The organism is Chryseobacterium sp. Leaf405 (assembly GCF_001425355.1).
Lineage (GTDB): Bacteria > Bacteroidota > Bacteroidia > Flavobacteriales > Weeksellaceae > Chryseobacterium.
In genome coordinates this window covers 72,704-94,575 of the sequence record NZ_LMQN01000015.1, presented here as the reverse complement: position 1 = coordinate 94,575, position 21,872 = coordinate 72,704, and the positions used below count along the sequence as shown (strand labels likewise).

Genomic DNA, 21,872 nt, shown 5'->3' with positions numbered 1-21,872 from the left:
TAGTTCGTTTTACAATTGTATGGGGATTGATGTTCATGATCTGTTTATTTATGGTTTCGTTCTCCAATCGTGGGTATCCTTCACGGGTGGGTCAGGATATAATTCAGAATCTTTTGATGTTGTTGAGTCCTGCCTGCCAGAATAGTTTATGGGTTGATCTTCTGCAACTATCTCAAATTTATCTGGTTGATTTTGAAATTCCTGATCTTCATTCGTACAGTTTTGAACCGCAAAACTGCCGCATACTAAACTTAATAATGGGATTAATGTTTTCATTTTAATAAGATTTTGTGAATAATTCCCGGCCGGATTATTAAGAATTCTTAGGTCAAAGGTATAGGGTAGAAGTGCCTGATAAAAGCGTTTGTGGAGTATATATTAAAATTGGGGCGCACTAATTTTAATATTGGTGCAGCTAAAAAAATGCAAAAAGAAGCACCACATCATTATGTGTCTTCTTTTTGCATCCAAAGTCTTTTGTCTCCGTTAAAAACTCAAGATAATTCACACATTTTTTTTTATTTTTGAACATCACCAATCACATGTATAGGATGTCAAGAAGAACAGTACTTACTTTTTTTCTTTTAATTGTCGGAACGATGCTGCTGTCGCAAAATACTGTAACTATTTCCTACGCTGATATTAGAAAGAAATATGAAAATCTTCAGAAAGAAGACGGGAGTGCCTTGCCTTATGTCAGTGCATTTATTGAGAAAGCAAAAAAAGAAGATAACTTAGAAAAACTCTGCTTAGGGTACAAAGACGCAGTATACTATACGAAGGATGCAGGCGTAAAGCTGTCTTATGCTGACAGTACAATAGCTGCTGCATTTAAGTCTGGAAAAGATGAATTGATCAGTGATGCTTATTTAGGAAAAGGGATTATTTACTATTTCAATTTCAGAAAGTTTCAGTTAGCTTCTGATGAATATGTTAAAGCTCACCAATATGCTGTAAAAACGGACGATGAATATCTTCAAAAGAAAATTATTTATCACTTGGGAGTTGTAAATAGTTATCTCGGCTATTATAATAAGGCATTGCAGCTTTTCAATCAGTCCATCAAATTCAATGAAAGTAAGTCAAAACATGAAGTCAACGCAAATCTGCGTTTTAATTACTTCAGAGGCTATATGAATAGTTTGCATCAGATGATTATCTGTCACCGGAACCTGAATCAAAATGCAAAAGCCGACAGCTTATTAACGGTGGGATTAGCTGCCACCAAAAACAAACCAGAATTCACCCTTGAGCATGCCTATTTTCTCAAATGTGCCGGAATTATCTATTATAAAAACAATAAATACAGTGATGCTCTCTATTATTTAAAGAAAGCGTTGCCCGTTCTCAATCAGAAAAATGATTTTACATGGGCCTCAGTGATCCACTTTTACCTTGGAAATATTTACCTTAAGCACGGAGATGATAGAAGAGGAATCATCGAATTAAAGAAAGTGGATTCTATCTACAATAAACATCAATTCATTCTAGCTGAAGCAACAGAAAGTTATGGGAATCTGATTAACTACTATAAACATAACAAGAATGAAAAAGAGCAGTTGTATTATACCAATCAGCTCTTAAAAGTAAACGAAGGAATAAGGAAAGACTTTGCGTACCTGGCTGAAAAGATCTATGAAGATTTTGAAATAGCCGGATTGGTTAAGGAAAAATATACATTGGAGAAGTCTTTAGGCAGGCGAACTATTCTGGTAACTTTTGCAATTGTATTTTCAGCCCTGTTAATCATTATTCTTATCTGGCGATATGAGAAAGAACGGGACTTAAAAAAACGGTACGCTGATCTGCAAAAGAAGCTTAACGAAATCAAGGAACCGATGCAAATTGTGGAAGAAAACCAAATACCTTATGTAAGAGTTAAGAGTGAGCTGCCGGATGAATTGGTGGAGAATCTTACGCTTAAAGTCCAAAATTTTGAAGATAAAAAGCAGTTTCTTGAAGCCGGAATGACTGCAGCTAAACTCGCAGCACGTTTCAAAACAAATCCTACCTATCTTTCAACTTTTATCCACGAACGCAAAGGATTGAACTTTTCAACTTACATTACCCAACTACGGATTGAATACATTACCCAGCAACTGAATTCTGATAAAGATTACCTCAAATATACAATCCAGGCATTGGCAGAAATGTGCGGAATTGCCTCAAGAAATAATTTCACTGATCATTTTAAACGAATCAATGGGATCGGGGTTGGTGATTTTATAAAAATGAAATTGAAGGATAATGAGCGGGAGCAGTAGCAGAAAATCATAAGAAGTTTGTAAATTTTCTGAAAAAAGGACATGATTAATAAAACCATTTTTAGAAAAGCAGAAAATTTGCATCAACAACTAACGGATGAACTGGAGAAGATCGAACGTGAAAATAGTTCTTCTCTCAGGATCTCAGAATTGAGTTTATTTAAAATTGACGAAGCAATCAAAAAGCTTAAAGCTTTGATTGTTAATTTTGAATTTGAATGCGCAGCGGATGAAATATATTTTTTTAAAAACGTCAAACCTCTCTTTACATCAAAATTTATTTATCATTCGAAAGTCATCAAAATTTTGATGTATAAACCTGCAGCAGGAGAGGAGGCTCAACGCAGTTATTTTACAAAAGAAATTGAAAAGCTGACCACATATTATACTGAAAATGCAGAATTTTACAGCTATTACAGACGTGATGCAACATTTCTTGATCAGAAGTATTTTAGAAGGAGAATGTATGATCTTAAAATGGCATTGCCATCCGGTCTTTATGATTATGATGAAGGTTTCACCACATCACACGATATTAAAATTGCACACATTATTTCCAATGAATATCTGGAAGCCTATTTATTAAATGCGATGAATAACGTTGGCCAGTTTCATGTTGGTAACACTTTCAAATTTCCACTTGTTTGGTCATCATCAAAAGTTTCATTAGTAGAATTACTGTATGCTCTCCATCAGACACGCTGTTTCAACGGAGGAAATATTGAATTCAGTGAGATTGTGAAAGCAACCGAAAAGTTATTCGAAATTGACTTAGGTAATTCTTACAAAACTATTGGAGAAATCAAAAGCCGAAAGAACGGGAGAACAAAATTTTTGCAATCCCTGAACGATAATCTTAATCAGCTCTTTATCGATGGCGATGAATAAGAGTTTTTTTTCTACAAAAGTGTAGAGGAAATAGAAATCTCGTGAGTCAAAACCATTATTCATAGGATTTAGGGATGAATCTTTCGGTAGTACCGAAAAACTACCGAAAGACATTATGTTTGATTTTAAAATTTTCAGATATGAGAATAGGATTACTAAAGAGTAGAACGATCGAATTTCTTTTTAACCGATCTCGATACTGCAGCATTTTTTGTTATCAATTCATAAAAAATGGTAGCGATTTATAAAAGTTTTTCCTTCATTTCTACAAAAGTAGCACTCCACAAAAATAGCTATAGTTGAAACCCTTTATCCATAGGCTTTGGAGAAAAATCTTTCGGTAGTACCGAAAAACTACCGAAAGATATTTTCCGTGATTTTGAAAATTTGTCAGACAAAACAATTTTGAAATCATGGCAATATCCATTATCACCAAAGAAGATCTTCAGCAGTTTAAAATTGAATTGCTGGAAGATATCAAAGATTTACTCCAAGGTAAGATGACAGAACAAAAATTATGGCTCCGGACTTCTGAGGTCAAAAAGCTGTTGAATATCTCTTCAGGAACCTTGCAGAATCTGAGGGTCAACGGAACGTTATCTTACAGTAAAATAGGGGGGACATTGTATTACAATTACAAAGATATTGAGAAACTAATGACAGGCTTCAAACATTAAATCAGTAGTTATGAAGCAGAATAATAAAATTATAGATTTTTTTGGAAATGTAATAAAGGATTACCAAATGTCTCCAGCGCATATTAGTCTTTATGTTTCGCTTTTCCAAATGTGGAGTATTAATGAATATCAAACTCCTTTTCATATTTGTCGTAAGTATGTCATGCAACTTAGTAAAATTAAATCTTTTGCTACGTATCACAAATGTATTAAGGAACTGCATGAAGCCCGGTTCATTATCTATTCCCCCAGTTTTAACCCTCATATTGGAAGTTCGATTGAAATTATTGATTTTGAAAGTGAGAACCGTAGAAAAAATAAAATTTTGTCCGGTCAAAGCACAGTATCGCACAAAGAAGTTTGCTTTTCTGTGCCGATGCTTTATGAGGTTGAATTGTATTTTGAGGAGCGTGATTTACTGTTTGAGAAGGCTCATCAATTTTATTCTTTATATGAATCTAAGAATTGGAAGTTGGTTAATGGCAGACCTATGAAGTGCTGGAAATCTGCGGCAAGAAACTGGATTTCTAAAATTAAAAATCAAAACCAAAACTCATGAAAGAAATTGATCCTAAAACCCCGATCTGGAAACTGACTGTTGGAGAATTTATGGAAATTTCGAAAGGCGCCAGTTCTGAAAAGAAATATGAATACGGTCTTAAAGGTCTTGCGAAAATATTGGGATGTTCAGTTTCTAAAGCCTCCGAAGTAAAATCATCTGGGATATTGAATGAGGCCATTATTCAGAATGGCAACATTATCATTATTGATAAGTACAAAGCCCTGGAATTATTTGGCAAAAAATAGAATGTATTATTTTGAATTGATACAACGCTTTTGGGATTACAATACCAAAAAACCAATTGGATCGGCTGCCATTGCTGCCTATTTATTTCTTCTTAAAACTTCTAACGAAAATGACCGGTACGATTTTAAAATTTCAGATGTTGTTGTCAGCAGAGAATTAGGATTGTCAAGAAAAACAGTGATCAAAACCAGAGAAAAGCTTAAAAATTTGGGATTGATTGATTTTCAAACGCCAAAAGGACATCCCTGTCATTACAGAATCTTGCTCAACAATTCATTACAGTTTTTAGTGGAGGATGAGAAAAAAGTAACAGAACAAGAAAATGATGATATTAAGACAGAGGAAAATGATCACATTATTGTAGAAGAACTTTTGCAAAAAGAGTTGGTGTCTGAAATTTTGCAAAATAATCAACCTGAGAATAATGAGGCATTAATTGAATCGCAACAAGATCACAAGGATATAGGGTTTCCTTCCTTTTCTGAATTTCTGGACTATGCGCAAACATTAAATGCATTTGATCCTCAATTAGAAACAGGTATCAGGGAAAAATATGAAACCTGGATCAGTAATGGCTGGACTAACAATTTAAAAAGACCCATTACCAACTGGAAATCTTCATTGAAAAGTGCTTTGCCCTTTATCAATAATTCTGTAGATACAGATATTTTTTCAGCAAAATCAATCCCTGATATAAAGCGTCCTAAGTTTCCTTAATAAACCAATAAATGAAGTAATGACAAATCGTGATTAGTAAATGCAATTTGAAACAAAAAATGTAAAAAAAACTTGATAAGTAAGATCGTAATATGGCTGAAAATGAAAAGAATTTGAGACTGATCAGGAAAATTTTTGAAGATAAAAATGAGAGAATTCCTGATCGGATTCGTTTAGGAAATGGCTTTGTGGATGATTTTATTTTTGAGGATCACGAAGCTGCAGATATCCCTATCAATGCTTTACGTGTTATTTTTAATATCGTTTCAATAATAAGCAGTGAGCAGTTTCGTCCGGAAGACCGACCGAAGCAGCTTTCATTGTTCGACGAAGAATTTGAAACTGAGAATAACATCTTCGCTTCTATGAAAATCAGAAACAATAAGATCTCTCCCAGTGGCTCCAGCAAGCAGGTTATAGATGCGTACGAATTTCTGGCAAAATTTAAAATGACTTGGTACAAATCCGTGAATTCAAAAGGAAAGGAAATTAAAACTTTTGGAGGACTGATCTCAACTCCAAGTTATGATCACAGAGGATACACCTCATTTTTAATCAGCAGTTACTGGCTGAAAAAACTGATGGTTATTCCGGAATACAACTATGTGCTGTATAATCTGGTGTACAATATCCGAAATAATAAACATATTATTTTCGCCATCTGGCTGTCAAAGCTTCCCGAGAAGGGAACTGTTGTAAAGCTCGCATCTCTGAACAGAAAATTTGGAGTGAATTATAGAACTGCCAATGATGTTTGTTTCAAATTTCTAAAACCTGCAAGATTGAGTCTTGACCAATATAATAATCTGTCGTTTCATTACAGGTATAAAGACGATTCCATTTTTATCGTTCCTTACCAGACAAAAATGATCAGAGATATTGATTTATCGCTCAGTAATAGAATGCAGCTTGAAATGACTCGTAGATTAAGGTATTTCAGAAAAAGATATGATCTGCAGGAGCAGGAAATGGTTCAGTTTTCTTATCAGTACAGGAATATTCCACAAACAAGAGAGCTTATAGAAAAGGCTTTCAAAGAATTTATCAGAAATACTCGGTTAAAAGGATTTAAATCTACAGACTATCAAGGGAAAGGATTTTTGAATGAAATTCAGGAATATATGATTGTTCTTTACAGAAATACAAAAATGGGAACGTTGCTGCCGAACGGCTATCCTGTTATTATTTGATTTCGGAATTGCACTCATCTGTATTTCGGAATTGCGCTCATCTGGAATTCGGAATTGCACTCGCTGAAGTTAACATATTGTTAAAATCTGAAATTATTGAGATGAGTTTTTCGGAATTGCACTCATTACAAATAGAAAATAATTTTGGTAGGTGCTCATAATTTGGAAAATGATAGGAAAATAAAATCCAAATCGGATTTGCGCTCATTCCGTAACTATTGTTTTTTCGGATTTGCACTCATCCATTTTACGGAATTGCGCTCATCCGAAATTCGGAATTGCACTCATTCCAAATAACTGTCAAAGTCCCCTTCAAAAGGCAATCCGGCAGATCACTAAAAGTATATTAAAAAATATAAAAAGTGTTTTTTTTAATAAAAAGGGAAATGTGGATGAAAAATTTGCTTTAAAAAAGAAAAAAATGAATTGCGAACAAATTAAAGATCAAGTGAATATAAGAGAACTTTTGGAATCGTTCAATATTTTTCCTGTGAAAGAGAATCGTAAAACGGCTTTTTATTATGCTTTGGACAGGGAAGAAAAAGTTCCAAGTTTTTCGGTTGACTACATAAAAAATAAGGGGTTTGATTTTGGAACAGGGAAGAGCTACGATGTCATTTCAATTGTTCAGGTCATCAACAAATGCTCTGTTGCTGAAGCCCTGAAATATCTGCAAAGATTTAATTTTTCTCTCCGGGAAGATAAGATTGATGCTAAATTATTACAATCTTCAAGTTATCAAATACTGAAGGTGGGTGAAATCCGACACGCGGCCCTTATTCAATACTTGCAATCCCGAAAAGTTTTGGATCAGAAGGATTTGGTGAGAGAAATCCATTATGAAATGAATGGTAAAAAATATTTCGGAATTGGTTTCTTTAATAATTCAGGTGGAGTGGAATTGCGAAATAAGTACGCCAAATTGTGCCTTGGAAGCAAGGATGTTACTTTAATCAAGAATGATTTGAACACTCTCCGTGAAGTGATAGTCTTTGAAGGCTTTTTTGATTTTCTTACCTATCTAACCATTAAGAATTTTAGCAATGAATCTGCAGATTACCTTATCTTAAACTCCACTGCAATGTTCTTCAAAGTTGAGAACGAGTTGAAAAGTTATCAAAAAATTTCTCTTTTTCTGGATAATGATTCCAATGGGAAAACAAATAAAGAAAACATTCAAAAGAATTATAAAAATGTGGAAGATTGTTCTTTGCTGTATCTTGACTTTAAGGATTTGAATGAATGGTTTTGTAATCAGTAAGAAAATTATGAATTGAGATATTTGTTGACAGCCTCTTCAATATCTTCTTTAATAAATTCCCAGTATTTTCCGTGTAGGCAGATAGGGTCAAAATCATCATCTGCAGAGCTGAAGTCAATAAAATTTTTCAATATCAAATCTTTGTCGTGAGAGTAAGGGTAGCGTTCCTCGTGGAGCTCCAACATTTTACTAATGCCGTATTCCGGGGTCAGTCGACGAAAAGTAAAATTTTGTACGTTAAGCTTAAAATCTATTAATTCACCAAATTATATAGATTTAATCTATAATATTTTAAAATACACTTTGCAGAATGTTTGGAGTGTTGCATTTAAGAATCCCGTAAAATATTTCTTTCTTTTCCAACCTTTTTCTCTTTTTCTGCATCTCTAATATAAAGCGACATGGTTTGTCGCTTTGTGATGGTATTTTTGCTAAAAGATGATTGAATTCATATTAAATGTGCTTCATAAATCTTATAGATGTGAAGTAAAAGCGATATTTTTGCAGCGTTTTAAAAATTAATAATTAACCACTCAAAACAAACACGGGAATGAAAAAATTCTACGCAGGTGCATTTTTCTTATGTACGGTATTGGGCTTATCCGCTCAGGAGGTATTGTGGCAGAAAGATATTGAATCCTCGACACAGGATTTTCTTTCGCAGGTGACCACTACCATCGACGGGCAGTATCTCATAACAGGAAGTTCTATTCAATCAAAGAAACTTTCGGCAGAAAGTAAGCAGAATAACGGGTATGATTTCCATGTGGTAAAACTCAACCAAGAGGGGAAAGAAGTCTGGGAAAAATATTTCTCAGGAAAGAACCATGATTTTTTATCGGCAACAGTAAGTACTCAGGAAGGTGGATTTTTGCTTTCCGGAACCTCGTATTCCGGGAAAGGCTTGGATAAAAAAGACGATTCCCAAGGTGGATCTGACATTTGGCTGATCAGGATCAATGAATTCGGGGATGAATTGTGGCAGAAAACCATTGGAGGAACTTCGGATGAAGAAGTCAGAGCAGTAATTCAGACAACAGATTTGGGCTTTTTTGTGGCCGGAAATATTCAGAACTCGGCTAAAGGTTACGGTTCTAAAGATGTTTTAATTGTACGGTTAGATAAAAATGGAAAAGAATTATCTCAATTAATTGTAGGCGGAAAAGGCCTGGATGAAGTAGAGAAAATGATTCCCACAAAAGATGGCGGTGCTTTGTTAGGAGTCTATTCCAGAAGTTCAGCTGGAGGATCGAAAAAAACTACAAATGAAGGGGAAGGCGATTACTGGATCATTAAGTTGAATAAAGATGGAAAGGTAGAATGGGAAAAGAACTTTGGAGGAAAAGGTGATGATCATCTAAGAACGTTAGCGTTGACATCATTAGGGTATTTAATTGGCGGAGAATCAAGATCGGAAAAATCGGGTAATAAATCAGTTGGCGTTGAAGAAGGAACGGATTTATGGCTCATTTCATTGGACGAAAGAGGCGAAGAAGTCTGGCAGAAATCTTACAATTTTAAAAACAGGGATGTTTTGATGGGAATGAGCGTGATTCATTCTTCAGATGCCCAATCTTCTAAAGGAATTTTACTTGGAGGTTACACTCAGGCAGAAGGCAGAATCGAAACTGATGACGAAACGTTCTGGATGCTCTATCTGGATTCAAACGGCAAAGAACAATGGAGAAAACACGTAAAAGGTGAATCCAGTAAACGTGAAGAAAGACTATCTGATATAAAACTGAACAGAGACGGTTCGATCATTTTAGCCGGAACCAGCGCTGAAGAACTCGGAAAGGAAAACTGGAAAATCGTGAAACTTGGAGACAAACAAATCGATCAGCTGATCGAGAAGCAGGATATTAAGATTTATCCGAACCCGGTGTCGGATTATGCGTATGTGGAAATTGGTTTTGATTTCAAGGAAGCGGATATTACGCTGTATGATATGGGCGGAAGACAGTTTTATACAATGAAAACAAAGAATAAAGTTACAAAGATCAATACGCAAGCTTTGATACAGGGAGCTTATCTGGTGGTGATTAAAACGGATGATAATAAAACTGCGAATGCGAAATTGATTAAAAAATAAATACAAATGAGAAATAATATAACACTTATTATACTGTCTTTACTCAGTATATGTACAAAAGCTCAGAATATTAACCTTCCCGAACCCTCAACTTCTTCCATTTCAAATTATGTAAATGCAGGAGCTTCACCATCAACAGGAGTTCCTTCCGTAAATATTCCTATTTACCAGCTGGAAACTTCGGACAAGAGCATGCCGGTTTCGGTAGGACTGTCTTATCATCCTTATAATGCTAAACTTGGGGTTCCTGCAAGTGAGGTCGGTTTAGGATGGTCTTTATTCAAAGGAGGAACGATCAGCAGAAAAGTCATTGAAGAGGTAGATGATACCCTTAACTGGACAGATACCACTGAGAGGTATGCTGATGTTTTTTATTACAATATTCCTGGACATTCAGGTAAATTCAGTATTTACAAAGATGTAACAAGCAATATTTTGGTATTGAATAACATTGGCGGAGAGAAAGTGAAAATAGAATATACAAGAGACCTTTCAACAACAAGATTGGTAATTATTTCTTTTAAAATTACAGATGATAAGGGTTATCAATATTATTTTAACGATTACAGTCTCGGTCTTACAAAAAAAGGTGTACAAAATATAAATTACAAGACCTCTTTCTTTCTTAGTAAAATTACTGATGCCGGAAACAATGAACTAGTTACCTATTCCTATGATAAAAAAACTAAATATGTAGGAGCATCTACTATTATTAAATATCAGTACAGTAAATTAAAAGAAATTATATCTGCAAAAGGTAAAATTGCTTTTACATATGACTTTAATCCGGATTACGATAAAGACAATCCCACTAATGATGCGTATTCTGTAAAATATATCACACTTTCGGATAAAGCGGGACATTTCATTTCTCGATATGATCCTGAATATAGTTCTATGCAGATAAGTAATACAAACAATTCTTCTAGAACCCTTGTAGGGTTAAAAAAAATAGACCGGATGCTTTGGATTAGTGAACAAACCAACTTTGAATATGATACAACAGGCTCCGATACCGATTATGGACCTGCTGGTTCGAGTACAACAAGTGCTCAAAAATTGACTATTGGCTTACTAAAAAAAATTACTTTTCCTACTAAAGGTTACGTAGTGTATGATTTTGAAGCCAATGAATTATATGCGGATAAAAGCTCTCTAGATTATACAAATTATAATCAGATTGTTGATCCATCAGTACAATACTGGGGAGAAACAGTTATCCCATATCATACGGATAATACCCGAACCTACACTTTTCAGGTGAACGGTACTACTGATATAATTTATCCTGTTGTTATTGTTGATGAACAGCTGAATGACGGAATAGTAGATGAGCCGGATCCTGATTTTGTTTTTTTTGATTATAAAATAAAAAATTCTAACGGTGTAATAATGACAAAACAGTCCGGCACCAATAATTATCAATTAAAAGCAGGTACATATACCATCAATATCAATAATACTTTTGGATATGGTAATTTTAGAATATATCAAATTGTGTCGCTGCCAAAACCTTATAGGAACTTTATTGTAGATGGTTCTGGAGCCAGAGTAAAAGCAATCCGTTCGTATGATGCTGATGGTACTCTTATTAAAACCAAAAAATATGAATACAACTCTTTCTCCAATCCTTTAGATGCTACAGGATACTCTTTTTATGGTGATCCCTTAGATCCTATGGATTTTACCGAATACTTTATTTTATATAGAAATGTAAGAGAAACCGAAATTTCAGGGACAGAAAATAATGGAAGCATCCGGTACACCTTTAAAATACCGGATGATTACAAAGATACCAATGATAAGTTCCTTTATTACAATCTGACTTCTAATGGGGTGATGGAAAAGAAAGAGGTATATGATAATCTCAACCGTTTACAGGAAAAATCTGAGTATGAATATACTTTTCAGGATATCCCTAATTCTTTAGGATATACCGTTTATGACACGACAACAAAACCGGCATGGCTTCAATACACTAAAGAGACAGCCAAGTCTTATCTGAATTTGGCTTCCTATCAGACAATTTCAGAAACGACCTTCAATCCAAATAATTTCCAGGAATCTTTATCTAAAACTACAGCGCAGGATGGTTCGGTTACAGAAACTTCTACAAAATATGCTTTAGATCTTGGAAATACCCGTTTTATCAATGCCAATATGATTTCCGTACCACTGCAGTTGGAAACGAAAACAGATGGAACAGTGATGACGAAAGTGACGACTAAGTATGATAATGCCAATCATTTTTACCCTACGTCTCTGGAATCAACAGATCTGAATCAGACTGCTGAAACGCAAATGACTTTTGATCTATACGATGGTTCCGGTAATCTAATACAGACAACAGATAAAGCAGGAAATTCTGTCACCACAATTTGGGGTTATAACCAAACCTTACCGATTGCTCAAATTGCAGGAGCAAAATACTCTGATATTTCATCTCTTCCTGTGATTACAGCAGCAATAAATGCTTCCAATCTTGATGCTGCTGATTCTTCAAATGAAGGAACTTTGTTAACAGCTCTGAATAATCTTCGTACCGCTTCACAGCTTAAGGAATATACCATTACCGTAAATACTTATGATCCTTTAATTGGAGTTACCAATACGATTTCTTCCAACGGAATCAAAAAATCATACGAATATGATGACTCCGGAAGGTTGTTGAGAGTACTAAACAGTGAAGGGCAGGTAGTAAAAGAAAATCAGTATAACTACAAACAATAATCATCATGAAAAAAAGTTTAAATATATTCAGTCTGTTGTTTGTAGCGGGACTTTCTTATGCACAAACAGGCGGACTTTCCACAGATCAAAACTTTGTCTACACCAAAAACTGTCTGAATGAAGACTGCTCCAAAAAAGCAGAAGCAGTGGAATATTCCGACGGATTGGGAAGAACGAAGCAGACCATCAGCATCAAAAGCTCTCCGGGGGGGAAAGATATTGTAATCCCTATTGAATATGATAATTTCGGAAGACAGGTAAAATCTTATCTGCCGATTCCACAGAACGGAACACAAAACGGATCGATATATACAAATCCTAAATCTAATGCTTCGCAGGTATACGGCAGCGATCCGTATTTTTATTCTGAATCGGTGATGGAAAATTCCCCTGTCGGAAAATTACTTTCCAGTACAAAACCAGGAACAGACTATCACGGGCATTCCATTAATTACAACTATGAACTGAATGCAGCCAATGAAGTTAAAAAGTATACGGTAACAACTTCGTGGACAAACGGAGCAACCAACGATGTAATTATTCTTTCCGGAAACTACAACGCCGGAGACTTAATGAAAACTTCTGTTACCAATGAAGACGGGCGCAAAACGACAGAGTTTAAAAACGGAAAAGGGCAAACGGTTTTGGTAAGAAAAGAAAATACAGATACGTATTACGTTTACAACAAATATGGTCAGCTGTCTTATGTGATTCCTCCGTTGGCTTCGGGTGAAGCTTTAAACCAAAGTACCTTAGATAATCTTTGTTATCAGTACAAACACGACAGCAAAAGCAGGCAGGTGGAAAAAAAACTTCCCGGAAAAGGCTGGGAATATATCGTGTACGATAAACAGGATCGTGTTCTGATGTCGCAGGATGCCAATATGGGAGCTTCCAGACAATGGATTTTCACGAAATATGATAAACTGGGAAGAACACTTTACACAGGGCTTTTCACCAGTTTACAAAACTACGGAAGTCAGGGAAGACAGGTAGAACAAACCAATGCCAATAATGCTCTAACATCTCAAAATGAAAGCAAAAACTCAGGAGGTTTCACTGCAAATGGGATAACAGCTTACTACACAAACACGGTTTATCCAACAACTTTTACAAAAATCCTGAGTGTAAATTATTATGATACTTACCCAACAGGAAGCCCTGCAAGACCACCTCAGATTTTCACTAAAAATATAATCGGAGATAATCTGGCAGATGCGGTGAATACCAAAAACCTTCTTACGGCTTCTTATGTAAAGAATATCGAAGATGATAACTGGACGAAAAGTTATATCTGGTATGATGAAAAAGCCAGAGCCCTCGGAACGTATGCCATTAACCATTTGGGTGGATTTACCAAAACGGAATCTTCTTTGGACTTCGCAGGAGTAGTACAGCAAACAAAAGTTACCCATGCAAGATTATCTTCCGACACACCAAAAGTGATTACCCAGACTTTTGAGTATGATAACCAAAACCGTTTGAAAAAACAATGGCATCAGGTAAACAGCAACCCGCAGGAATTGTTATCGGAAAATACTTACAATGAACTTTCGCAGCTGACCAATAAAAAGGTAGGAAACAATCTTCAAAGTATAGATTATACCTATAACTTCAGAGGAGCAGTGACCAAATTTAATGATCCTGCCAATCTTGGAAATGATCTTTTTGCGTATGCCCTTTCTTACTTTGATCCTGCCAATAATGCAACAGGAAAATACAGCGGAAATGTAGCCGAAACAAGCTGGAAATCTGCACAGGATAATGTTTTGAGAAAATACAATTATCAATATGATGCTTTGAACCGATTAACACAGGGAATTTATTCTGAACCGAATACCTCTGTTCCGCAGAATGATTTCTATAACGAAACTGTTGCTTATGATCTTGGAGGAAACATCATCTCTTTGCAGAGAAACGGAAAGAATTCTTTAGGCATGAAATCCGGAATCGATAATCTTACCTATGGCTATGAGGGAAATAAATTAACAACAGTAACAGATGATTCCGGAGATTATGCAGGGTATCCCGATACATCCGGAGCAAGAATAAATTATGACAGCAATGGAAACATGAAAGATCATAAGGATAAAGGAATTCTTCAGATTGATTATAATATTTTAGACCTTCCGAGTTATATAAAATTCAACCAGTCTGTAGTCAGCAGAGGGGGAGCAAGGTATGTAAATACCTCTTACACCTATCGTGCAGACGGTACCAAGGTAAGAAAAGTATATCAGTATAAAGACGGGTTTAATGAATACCTTGCTTCTACAAGTACCGATTATCTGGACGGTTTTCAATATGAAGCCAATGCAACACTTGCGAATCCTACTTCTGTTTATTCACTTAAATTTGTACCCACCTCCGAAGGCTATTACAATTTTGAAAATAATAGGTATATTTACAGCTACACAGACCATTTGGGGAATATTAGGTTAAGCTACTTTAAAAACTCATCTGGCAGCGCAGAAGTTCTTGAAGAAAACAATTTCTATCCATTTGGGATGAAACATGAGGGTTACAATGCACAGACAGGAAATCCTTCTTACAATTATGAGAATAACGGAAAAGAATTACAGAAGGAAACAGGCTGGAGTGATTATGGGGCAAGGATGTATATGAGTGACATCGGAAGATGGGGAGTGATCGATCCTTTGGCAGAAACTTCCAGAAGGTTTAATCCATACAATTATGCTTTAAACAACCCTGTGATGTTTATTGATCCTGATGGCAGGAAGGCGATGGCAATAGATGAGGGCTGGTCTTGGAATGTTCCTACCGACAGTGGCTGGTTTGTATCAGGAAGCCAAAGAAAAAAGTTTGGAGCTTTGGAGGAAATGGTAGAAATGACATCTATCTTTGAAACAGAACAAAGTGGCGGTGGAGGAAGTGCCATTGGAACCTCAGTCACTTATGATCAAGCAATTGCATTTCTTTATTTTGGTAATATTGATTTTTCTAAATTTAGTAATCTCGATCCGACACCAAAAAGAAAATATTTAAAAGATCAAACCAATGCTTATTTTGGTGCTATAGAAAGTGTTACACAATATCAATTGGATCACTCTAATTGGATTGATGAATATCAGGGAACAATGGATCTTTTAGGAAGTATGAAGGAATACTTTGATTCTGCAGGAGATCACTTGGGAGGAGCTGGTTATGGGACTTTTGCAATTGATAATTTGAAAACAATAAAAGATGTTGTTGAGAAATTTAAAAATTACAATCCAAGTTTAGGATCTGCAGTAGGTTTTATAGCAGGGACAGTTGGGACATCCCTTAAAATGGAAGGAGATAGATTTGGTCAAATTATGGATATTTATAAAAATGCCGAATATAGATATGATCAATTGCATAAAACGAATCCAGAACTTCATAAAGGTGTTACGGTAAATGTTAATGTGGTTATTGGTACAAATGGAGGTGGATATACAAATATCATGATTTATGATATATCTACTCACAGATATTTAAGTTGTGGTAAGATTGTACATAGAAATTAATATAATTTAAATGAAAACTAGAATACTTAGTTTAATACAAGCGATAACAGCTATAATTATTTTTGCTATTAGAATATTTTATAGTTCATCGGATAAAAATATTTTTGATAATATAAATAATCTTTTTAATTATAAAATGCCGGAAATTAAATCTGTGATATATTTTTTTCTAATTATGTCTCTTTTTACAAGCGCATTTTTAATTAAAAAAAATATTATCAATCAGATTATTCTATGTGCTTTAATAACAATTAATTTATTTATTATTTTTTTATCCATCAAAGTGTGGTAATGTGGTCGTGTATCAGACTTGGTGATGGAATATTTTCGGTCATTAACAGGCTAAAAACCAACAAAAATTAAAAACAAATTAATAGAAAACGAGAGCAGGTTATCCTGTTCTCGTTTATTTTTGAGGAAAAAAGAATCTCTAAATGATTGAAGATCATTCCTCGTGTATCAGAATTAGTGATGAATGATTTTTGTAAATGATGATCTAGTTTAAAAATTTCTTAGTGGTCTAAACTCACCTTTCTTAAGCTTGACCCGATCTTCCCAGACATAGTCTCCGGTAAGGTGAATATGTTCCCAGCCTAAAGGAGAAAGATACTGAAGTAATTCTTCATTAATTTCTTCGCCCCGCTCTTTTAAATGTTCCACTGCTTTTTCAATATAAACCGTATTCCATAAAACAATAGCAGCGGTAACCAGATTTAAACCGCTCGTCTTGTACCGTTGATTTTCAAAACTTCTTTCCCTGACTTCTCCAAGCCTGTTGAAGTAAACAGCTCTTGCCAAAGCATTCCGTGCTTCTCCCTTATTAAGCCCTGCAGTAACTCTGCGCCTAAGCTCCGGGCTCATGTACCAGTCCAGCATGAATAAAGTTCTCTCAATTTTGCCTAATTCTCGCAATGCCCCTGCCAGCCCGTTCTGTCTTGGATAGCTTCCAATCTTCTTTACAATCAGTGAAGCGGTAACAGTCCCGCTTTTTATGGAAGCGGAAAGCCTTAAAATTTCATCCCAATTCTGAACAATCTTTTTATGATTAATTGTTCCCCCTATATGTTCAGACAAAGCAGAAAAATCCTCTGATCCTACCGGGGAAAATAGCTTTTTCTCGTGCAGGTCTTTGATTCTCGGAGCAAATTTAAAGCCCAACAGATGCATCAAAGCAAAGACATGATCGGTGAATCCCGCAGTATCTGTATAATGCTCTTCGATCTGTACGTCCGATTCATGATAGAGAAGCCCGTCCAGCACATAAGTTGCGTCTCTTACTCCCACGTTGATACCTTGGTATGAAAAGGAGCATATTGATCAGAAATATGGGTGTAAAACTGAACTCCCGGTGCGCTTCCGTACTTCGGATTGATGTTTCCTGTTCGCTGTGCATAGCTGCCTGTTGCAAACCTTTGACCGTCTGAAGAAGATGTTTTTCCTTCTCCCCAGTAAGAAGAAAAGGGATGACCGGACTGAATATTAACAATTTCTGCTAATGCTGAAGAATATGTTTCATCACGGATATGCCATGCCTGAAGCCAGGAAAGTTTTGCGTAGGAAGTTCCAGGAGAAGCCTCCGACATTTTTCTTAGCCCCAAATTAATAGCATCTGATAATATAACAGTGAGTAACAAGTTTTTGTCACTGGCTTTATTTCCGGATTTGAGGTGTACAAACCGATCTGAAAAATGAGTCCACTGATCCACTTCTTTTAAAAGATCCGTAATTTTAATGAGAGGGAGTAGACCATATATTTTTCGTCCTAAAATTTCGGCTTCCTCAGGAACTGCATTTTCCAGTGGCTTTATTTTTATTCTGTCATTAATAATGGAAGCATCAGCAAGTTCATTATTTTCAATAAGTTTACATACAATTTGCATTTTATTTGAAAGAAGATTCATCCGTTCGGATAGAAATTTTTCTGCATTGAGTTCGATATCCAAAGGAAGATTGGTTTCATCTTTTATTTTTTTAAATTTATCTGCAGGAATAAGGTAGTCTTCAAAATCTTTGTACTGTCTTGATCCCTGTACCCAGAGATCTCCGGAGCGCAGATGGTTTTTCAGTTCAGAAAAAATGCATAGTTCATAAAATTTTCTATTAGTACCATTCTCTGTAAATACTAGTTCTTCCCATCTTCTTCTAATGAAGCTTGAGGGAATTTTTTCAGGGAGTTTTTTTATTTTCCCATCATACAAATCCATCAGGACACTCACCGCTGTTAAAATATCTTCTGCTACCGGAGCAGCCCGTAAATCTAATTCTCTTAAAAATTCTCTACCATATTTTTTAATTGTGGAATATTTATCGGATATAAAATATAAGGAATCAAAATTTTGCTTTGTGGTTAAATTTTTAGCTTCTGAGATACTCCGGGCAAGAGCTTCCCATGAAATAACTGACTCTACAGCATCGAAAGGATCTTCTCCTGTTTCTTTGGCATCAAGAAGTGCATTTCCAATTTTAAAGAATATACCCAGTTGCTCTCCCATGGATTTTCCCGATTCCTGCATTTTTTGAGCTTGCGTATTCTTGGCATATCTGAACATAGAACCTAAAATCTTATCATTCATTTCTATAATTTCATCAATAATAGAAGCTTTAGTTTCCAGAAGCAATGCTATTAATGTTGCATATCTTCGGGATTCTTCAAGATCTCTCAAATGCTGCGGAGTCATCTGTCTGCCTTCTCTGGCTATTTTTAGTAATCGGTTTTGATGAATATCCTTACCAATATCTTTCGGAAGATTGATATTTTTAATTACTTTCAGCCTTTTGATATGGATCAATAAAAATTTGGAATTAACTGCTCCGGGAGATTGCTTTAGCCAATTCAGATGGCTAACATTACCTTTTTCCTGTAGGTTGAGAAGAGCATCTAATAAATATTTTTGCTCACTCGACAAAGGAGAGCTCAACACATCATAAATTTGCTTTTCTGCATTGATTATGGCTTCTGAACATAGTTTTTCGATTGTATTAATAGAAGGAAGCTGTACCTTATTTGCTCTTAAATAAGTAATGAACTCTTCAACAATAATTATAGATGTATCTGTTTGTAAAGCTTTATCACGAATATATTTTAAAGACGCTTTTTGCTCAGTTTCTCCATATGTTTTGAACCCAAAAAATTCTCTAATCAATATAATATGTTCTCTTCTAGTAACATCCCTAGTAGCATATTTTTCCCAAATAGAAGGATTTACATCGAGTTGTTCACAAATATATTGCAACATTAAAGGATCTGGATTCTCATTAGGCTTTAAAACCCTTCCCGGAAATCGAAGATAACATAGTTGAATAATAAATCCAAGTTTATTATCAGCCCCTCTGCAATTTTGATTAGTAATAATAATATCAGATTCACTCAATGTATACCAACGTATAATATCATCTTTTAAAGCAGGGCATTCAAATAAATTTTCTTTTTCTTTTTCAGATAATATTTTTCTTAAAGTCATATTTCCAAATTTATTAATCGCAAAAGTCCTAAGTTTTGCAAAGAATCCATAACCCTACCTAAAGTAACATTTATTGCAAAATGTTTTTTCGCAAAACTTATTTGCATATATACTGTTTTTTGCAATAACTTTTGCGAAAATTAATTATAGGGATGAAAATAGGATATGCTAGGGTTTCTACTGGGGACCAAAATTTAAGTTTTCAAATACAAGAATTAGAGAATGCCGGATGTAAAAAAATATTTAAAGAAAAAGTTTCCGGAGTATATTCTAAAAGAATAGAGCTCGAAAAAATGATTGAACAGCTGAGAGAAGGTGATGTGATTATTATTTACAAACTGGATAGATTAGCGAGATCAACTAAAGAACTATTAAATATTTGTGATAAAATTAATGAAGCAGGTGCTTCTTTCAAATCATTATCAGAATCTTGGGCAGACTCAACGAGTCCTGGTGGTAAAATGATTTTGACAATATTTGCAGGAATTGCAGAGTTTGAGAGAGAACTTATTATTGAGAGGACATCGGCAGGAAGAAAACTTGCTATGAAAAACGGTATCGAATTCGGAAGACCTAAAAAATTTGATCCTAAACAAAAAGCAGCTGTTAAGATGCTTATAAATAATGGAAGCTCTGTCAAACAGGTTGCAGAAACATTTAAAGTTCATCCGGCAACAATCTACCGAATTTTACAAAAAACAGAATAAAATATGCAAAATACACCAAACATTCAGCAAAGTATATTTTAAAAATTATATAGACTAAATCTATATAATTTAGTGAAATCAATAGATTTTAAGCTTAACGTACAAAATTTTACTTTTCGTCGACCGACCCATATTCCGAAAGAAACTCGTGAAGATCCCAAAAGTCTTTCTTACGTCCACCTCTTTGTACGACATCTATTTTCATAGCAATGATCTCTTCGATAGTTGCCAATCTTATTTCATCTTCTGTCTTTTCAGATCTGATAAACGAATCTGTATAGTAAACATCAATTTTTACGGTGTTGTCCTTGTCGGTTCCAATAAGATATGATTTTCCCATTGCGGGCTGTAGATCGGAAAAACCATCAACATAGGCAAAGTTAGATTTTAGAAAACTTTCAATTTCCTCGAAATTTATACTGCCATAAAGAACATCGCTGAACAGATCAATGTCAACAGATATTCGGTGTCCGATCTGAAGACTTAATGAAGTACCTCCTACAAGTCTGAAATCCGCAAAAACTTTTGAAGCCATTAGGATTTGTAAAGTGTTTTTCAGTAGATTATTAACGGTATTATAGTACATATTTAATGTTATGATTTTTTGTGCAGCTTCATCGGTAACGTCGTTTTTGTCTTTAACGCTGTCTCTACCTTTCTTTTACCATAAAAACGAATGGTCTCGTTTCTTTCCTCATCATTTCCGCGCTCAAATATTCGGCGTATAACAGCTTTATGCTGTCTGTTCCAATCGATCGTATTAATATTGGTATCCCAAAATAAAGATTTTCGAAGTATTGAAAGCTTCGGTGTATCCTTTATTTTTTCCTTTTCAAGCTTGATGTCATAATAACTTTGAAGGATAATGATGCTTCCTTCTTCAAGCTCAAGTTCTTTTTCGATTTTTAATGCCAGCGGAACAGGAATCTTTCTTTTTCCTTTGGTTATATTATTGATTGCCTGTGCAGATTCACCGATTGACAGGGCAAAAGGGCGCTTTTTAAGCGAACGTTTTTCAAGCTCCCGCTCAAGAACGATTCCCGGATGTATTCCTTTGTATTTTAACAGTGATTTCATAACACAAATATAAACAAACTTGTTTATATATTATTAAAGATTTTATTTTTTAAACTATCACTAAAAGCATATTTTCTGATGTTGAATTTTTCATATTTCCGAAATGTCGTTTTGTCTGTTTTAGTCAATTCGAACTGATGTCTTGCTTTTTACTAATGCAAATGTAGGACAGCATCACTCACTCAAAAAAATATTTTTGGGTTTCTACAAAAATTCTTTCCACAAGCTCCAATAATTTTTTCAGACACTCCTCAATCCTACGGACAAAAATATTTCTAGCCCCAACCCATCAAAAAATTTGAAGCGTTGGGGTTTTGTGTGTCTGATACTTTCCTATGATCATCGGCAAAGAAAAAGCCGGAACCTCAGTTATACGAATCAATTAAATAACAGACACTCTTTGACATCAGCGGAAAGCAATAAAATAAAACAAATAAGAATTCTGCTTTTTAATTGTATATAAGCAGAAAAAGAAAAAACCGAGTGTCCTC

General features: G+C 35.0%; 16 protein-coding genes and 1 pseudogene. 12 read left to right on the top strand and 5 right to left on the bottom strand.

Going from position 1 to position 21,872, the window contains the following annotated elements:
- Positions 1 to 48 precede the first annotated feature (48 nt).
- Complete coding sequence (locus ASG22_RS10250; RefSeq protein WP_055983748.1) at positions 49 to 276, bottom strand: hypothetical protein; 228 nt, start codon at positions 274 to 276, stop codon at positions 49 to 51.
- Between the two features lie 1,562 nt (positions 277 to 1,838).
- Here ASG22_RS10250 and ASG22_RS21660 point away from each other — a divergent pair.
- The 8 genes from ASG22_RS21660 (at position 1,839) to ASG22_RS10210 (ending at position 7,805) form a co-directional block, all read left to right on the top strand.
- Positions 1,839 to 2,264: a helix-turn-helix domain-containing protein gene (locus ASG22_RS21660; RefSeq protein WP_409991384.1), complete on the top strand. Its 426-nt coding sequence runs from the start codon at positions 1,839 to 1,841 to the stop codon at positions 2,262 to 2,264.
- A 42-nt stretch (positions 2,265 to 2,306) separates the two neighbouring features.
- A complete protein-coding gene (locus ASG22_RS10240) occupies positions 2,307 to 3,152 on the top strand; it encodes an RteC domain-containing protein (protein ID WP_055983742.1) in 846 nt (281 codons plus the stop codon).
- A gap of 413 nt (positions 3,153 to 3,565) precedes the next feature.
- Positions 3,566 to 3,829 (top strand): helix-turn-helix domain-containing protein, encoded by a 264-nt coding sequence (locus tag ASG22_RS10235; RefSeq protein ID WP_055983739.1) that lies wholly within the window; start codon positions 3,566 to 3,568, stop codon positions 3,827 to 3,829.
- A gap of 10 nt (positions 3,830 to 3,839) precedes the next feature.
- Positions 3,840 to 4,388 (top strand): hypothetical protein, encoded by a 549-nt coding sequence (locus ASG22_RS10230; protein ID WP_055983736.1) that lies wholly within the window; start codon positions 3,840 to 3,842, stop codon positions 4,386 to 4,388.
- Positions 4,385 to 4,636 (top strand): DUF3853 family protein, encoded by a 252-nt coding sequence (locus ASG22_RS10225; protein WP_055983733.1) that lies wholly within the window; start codon positions 4,385 to 4,387, stop codon positions 4,634 to 4,636. The genes ASG22_RS10230 and ASG22_RS10225 overlap by 4 nt, the downstream gene beginning before the upstream one ends.
- Positions 4,578 to 5,354 (top strand): hypothetical protein, encoded by a 777-nt coding sequence (locus ASG22_RS10220; protein ID WP_185113803.1) that lies wholly within the window; start codon positions 4,578 to 4,580, stop codon positions 5,352 to 5,354. Before ASG22_RS10225 ends, ASG22_RS10220 begins: the two co-directional genes overlap by 59 nt.
- 92 nt (positions 5,355 to 5,446) lie before the next feature.
- Positions 5,447 to 6,544 (top strand): hypothetical protein, encoded by a 1,098-nt coding sequence (locus tag ASG22_RS10215; protein ID WP_055983727.1) that lies wholly within the window; start codon positions 5,447 to 5,449, stop codon positions 6,542 to 6,544.
- Between the two features lie 421 nt (positions 6,545 to 6,965).
- On the top strand, positions 6,966 to 7,805 hold the full coding sequence (locus ASG22_RS10210) for a toprim domain-containing protein (protein ID WP_055986737.1): 840 nt from the start codon (positions 6,966 to 6,968) through the stop codon (positions 7,803 to 7,805).
- A gap of 5 nt (positions 7,806 to 7,810) precedes the next feature.
- On the opposite strand, the gene ASG22_RS10205 is transcribed toward ASG22_RS10210, so the two are convergent.
- Positions 7,811 to 7,990 (bottom strand): hypothetical protein, encoded by a 180-nt coding sequence (locus ASG22_RS10205; protein ID WP_055983724.1) that lies wholly within the window; start codon positions 7,988 to 7,990, stop codon positions 7,811 to 7,813.
- A 365-nt stretch (positions 7,991 to 8,355) separates the two neighbouring features.
- Here ASG22_RS10205 and ASG22_RS10200 point away from each other — a divergent pair, with 365 nt between their 5' ends.
- From ASG22_RS10200 to ASG22_RS10190, 3 genes are read left to right on the top strand one after another with little or no spacing between them, the layout of a single operon-like run.
- Positions 8,356 to 9,897 (top strand): T9SS type A sorting domain-containing protein, encoded by a 1,542-nt coding sequence (locus ASG22_RS10200; RefSeq protein WP_055983721.1) that lies wholly within the window; start codon positions 8,356 to 8,358, stop codon positions 9,895 to 9,897.
- A 6-nt stretch (positions 9,898 to 9,903) separates the two neighbouring features.
- Complete coding sequence (locus ASG22_RS10195; RefSeq protein WP_055983718.1) at positions 9,904 to 12,627, top strand: hypothetical protein; 2,724 nt, start codon at positions 9,904 to 9,906, stop codon at positions 12,625 to 12,627.
- A gap of 5 nt (positions 12,628 to 12,632) precedes the next feature.
- The gene (locus ASG22_RS10190) at positions 12,633 to 16,136 is read left to right on the top strand and encodes a DUF6443 domain-containing protein (protein ID WP_055983712.1); all 3,504 of its coding nucleotides are present in this window, start codon (positions 12,633 to 12,635) and stop codon (positions 16,134 to 16,136) included.
- Positions 16,137 to 16,637: 501 nt separating this feature from the next.
- Here the strand turns inward: ASG22_RS10190 and ASG22_RS10180 are convergent.
- Positions 16,638 to 19,522: pseudogene (locus ASG22_RS10180) on the bottom strand (Tn3 family transposase).
- 227 nt (positions 19,523 to 19,749) lie between these two features.
- On the opposite strand from ASG22_RS10180, the gene ASG22_RS10175 reads away from it, so the two are divergent.
- A complete protein-coding gene (locus ASG22_RS10175) occupies positions 19,750 to 20,304 on the top strand; it encodes a recombinase family protein (protein WP_055983707.1) in 555 nt (184 codons plus the stop codon).
- Between the two features lie 109 nt (positions 20,305 to 20,413).
- Here the strand turns inward: ASG22_RS10175 and ASG22_RS10170 are convergent, their stop codons facing one another.
- Both ASG22_RS10170 and ASG22_RS10165 read right to left on the bottom strand, forming a co-directional pair.
- On the bottom strand, positions 20,414 to 20,890 hold the full coding sequence (locus tag ASG22_RS10170; RefSeq protein WP_082504995.1) for a nucleotidyl transferase AbiEii/AbiGii toxin family protein: 477 nt from the start codon (positions 20,888 to 20,890) through the stop codon (positions 20,414 to 20,416).
- An 8-nt stretch (positions 20,891 to 20,898) separates the two neighbouring features.
- Entirely contained in the window at positions 20,899 to 21,381 is a 483-nt protein-coding gene (locus ASG22_RS10165; RefSeq protein WP_055983705.1) for a transcriptional regulator, read from the bottom strand.
- Positions 21,382 to 21,872 lie beyond the last annotated feature (491 nt).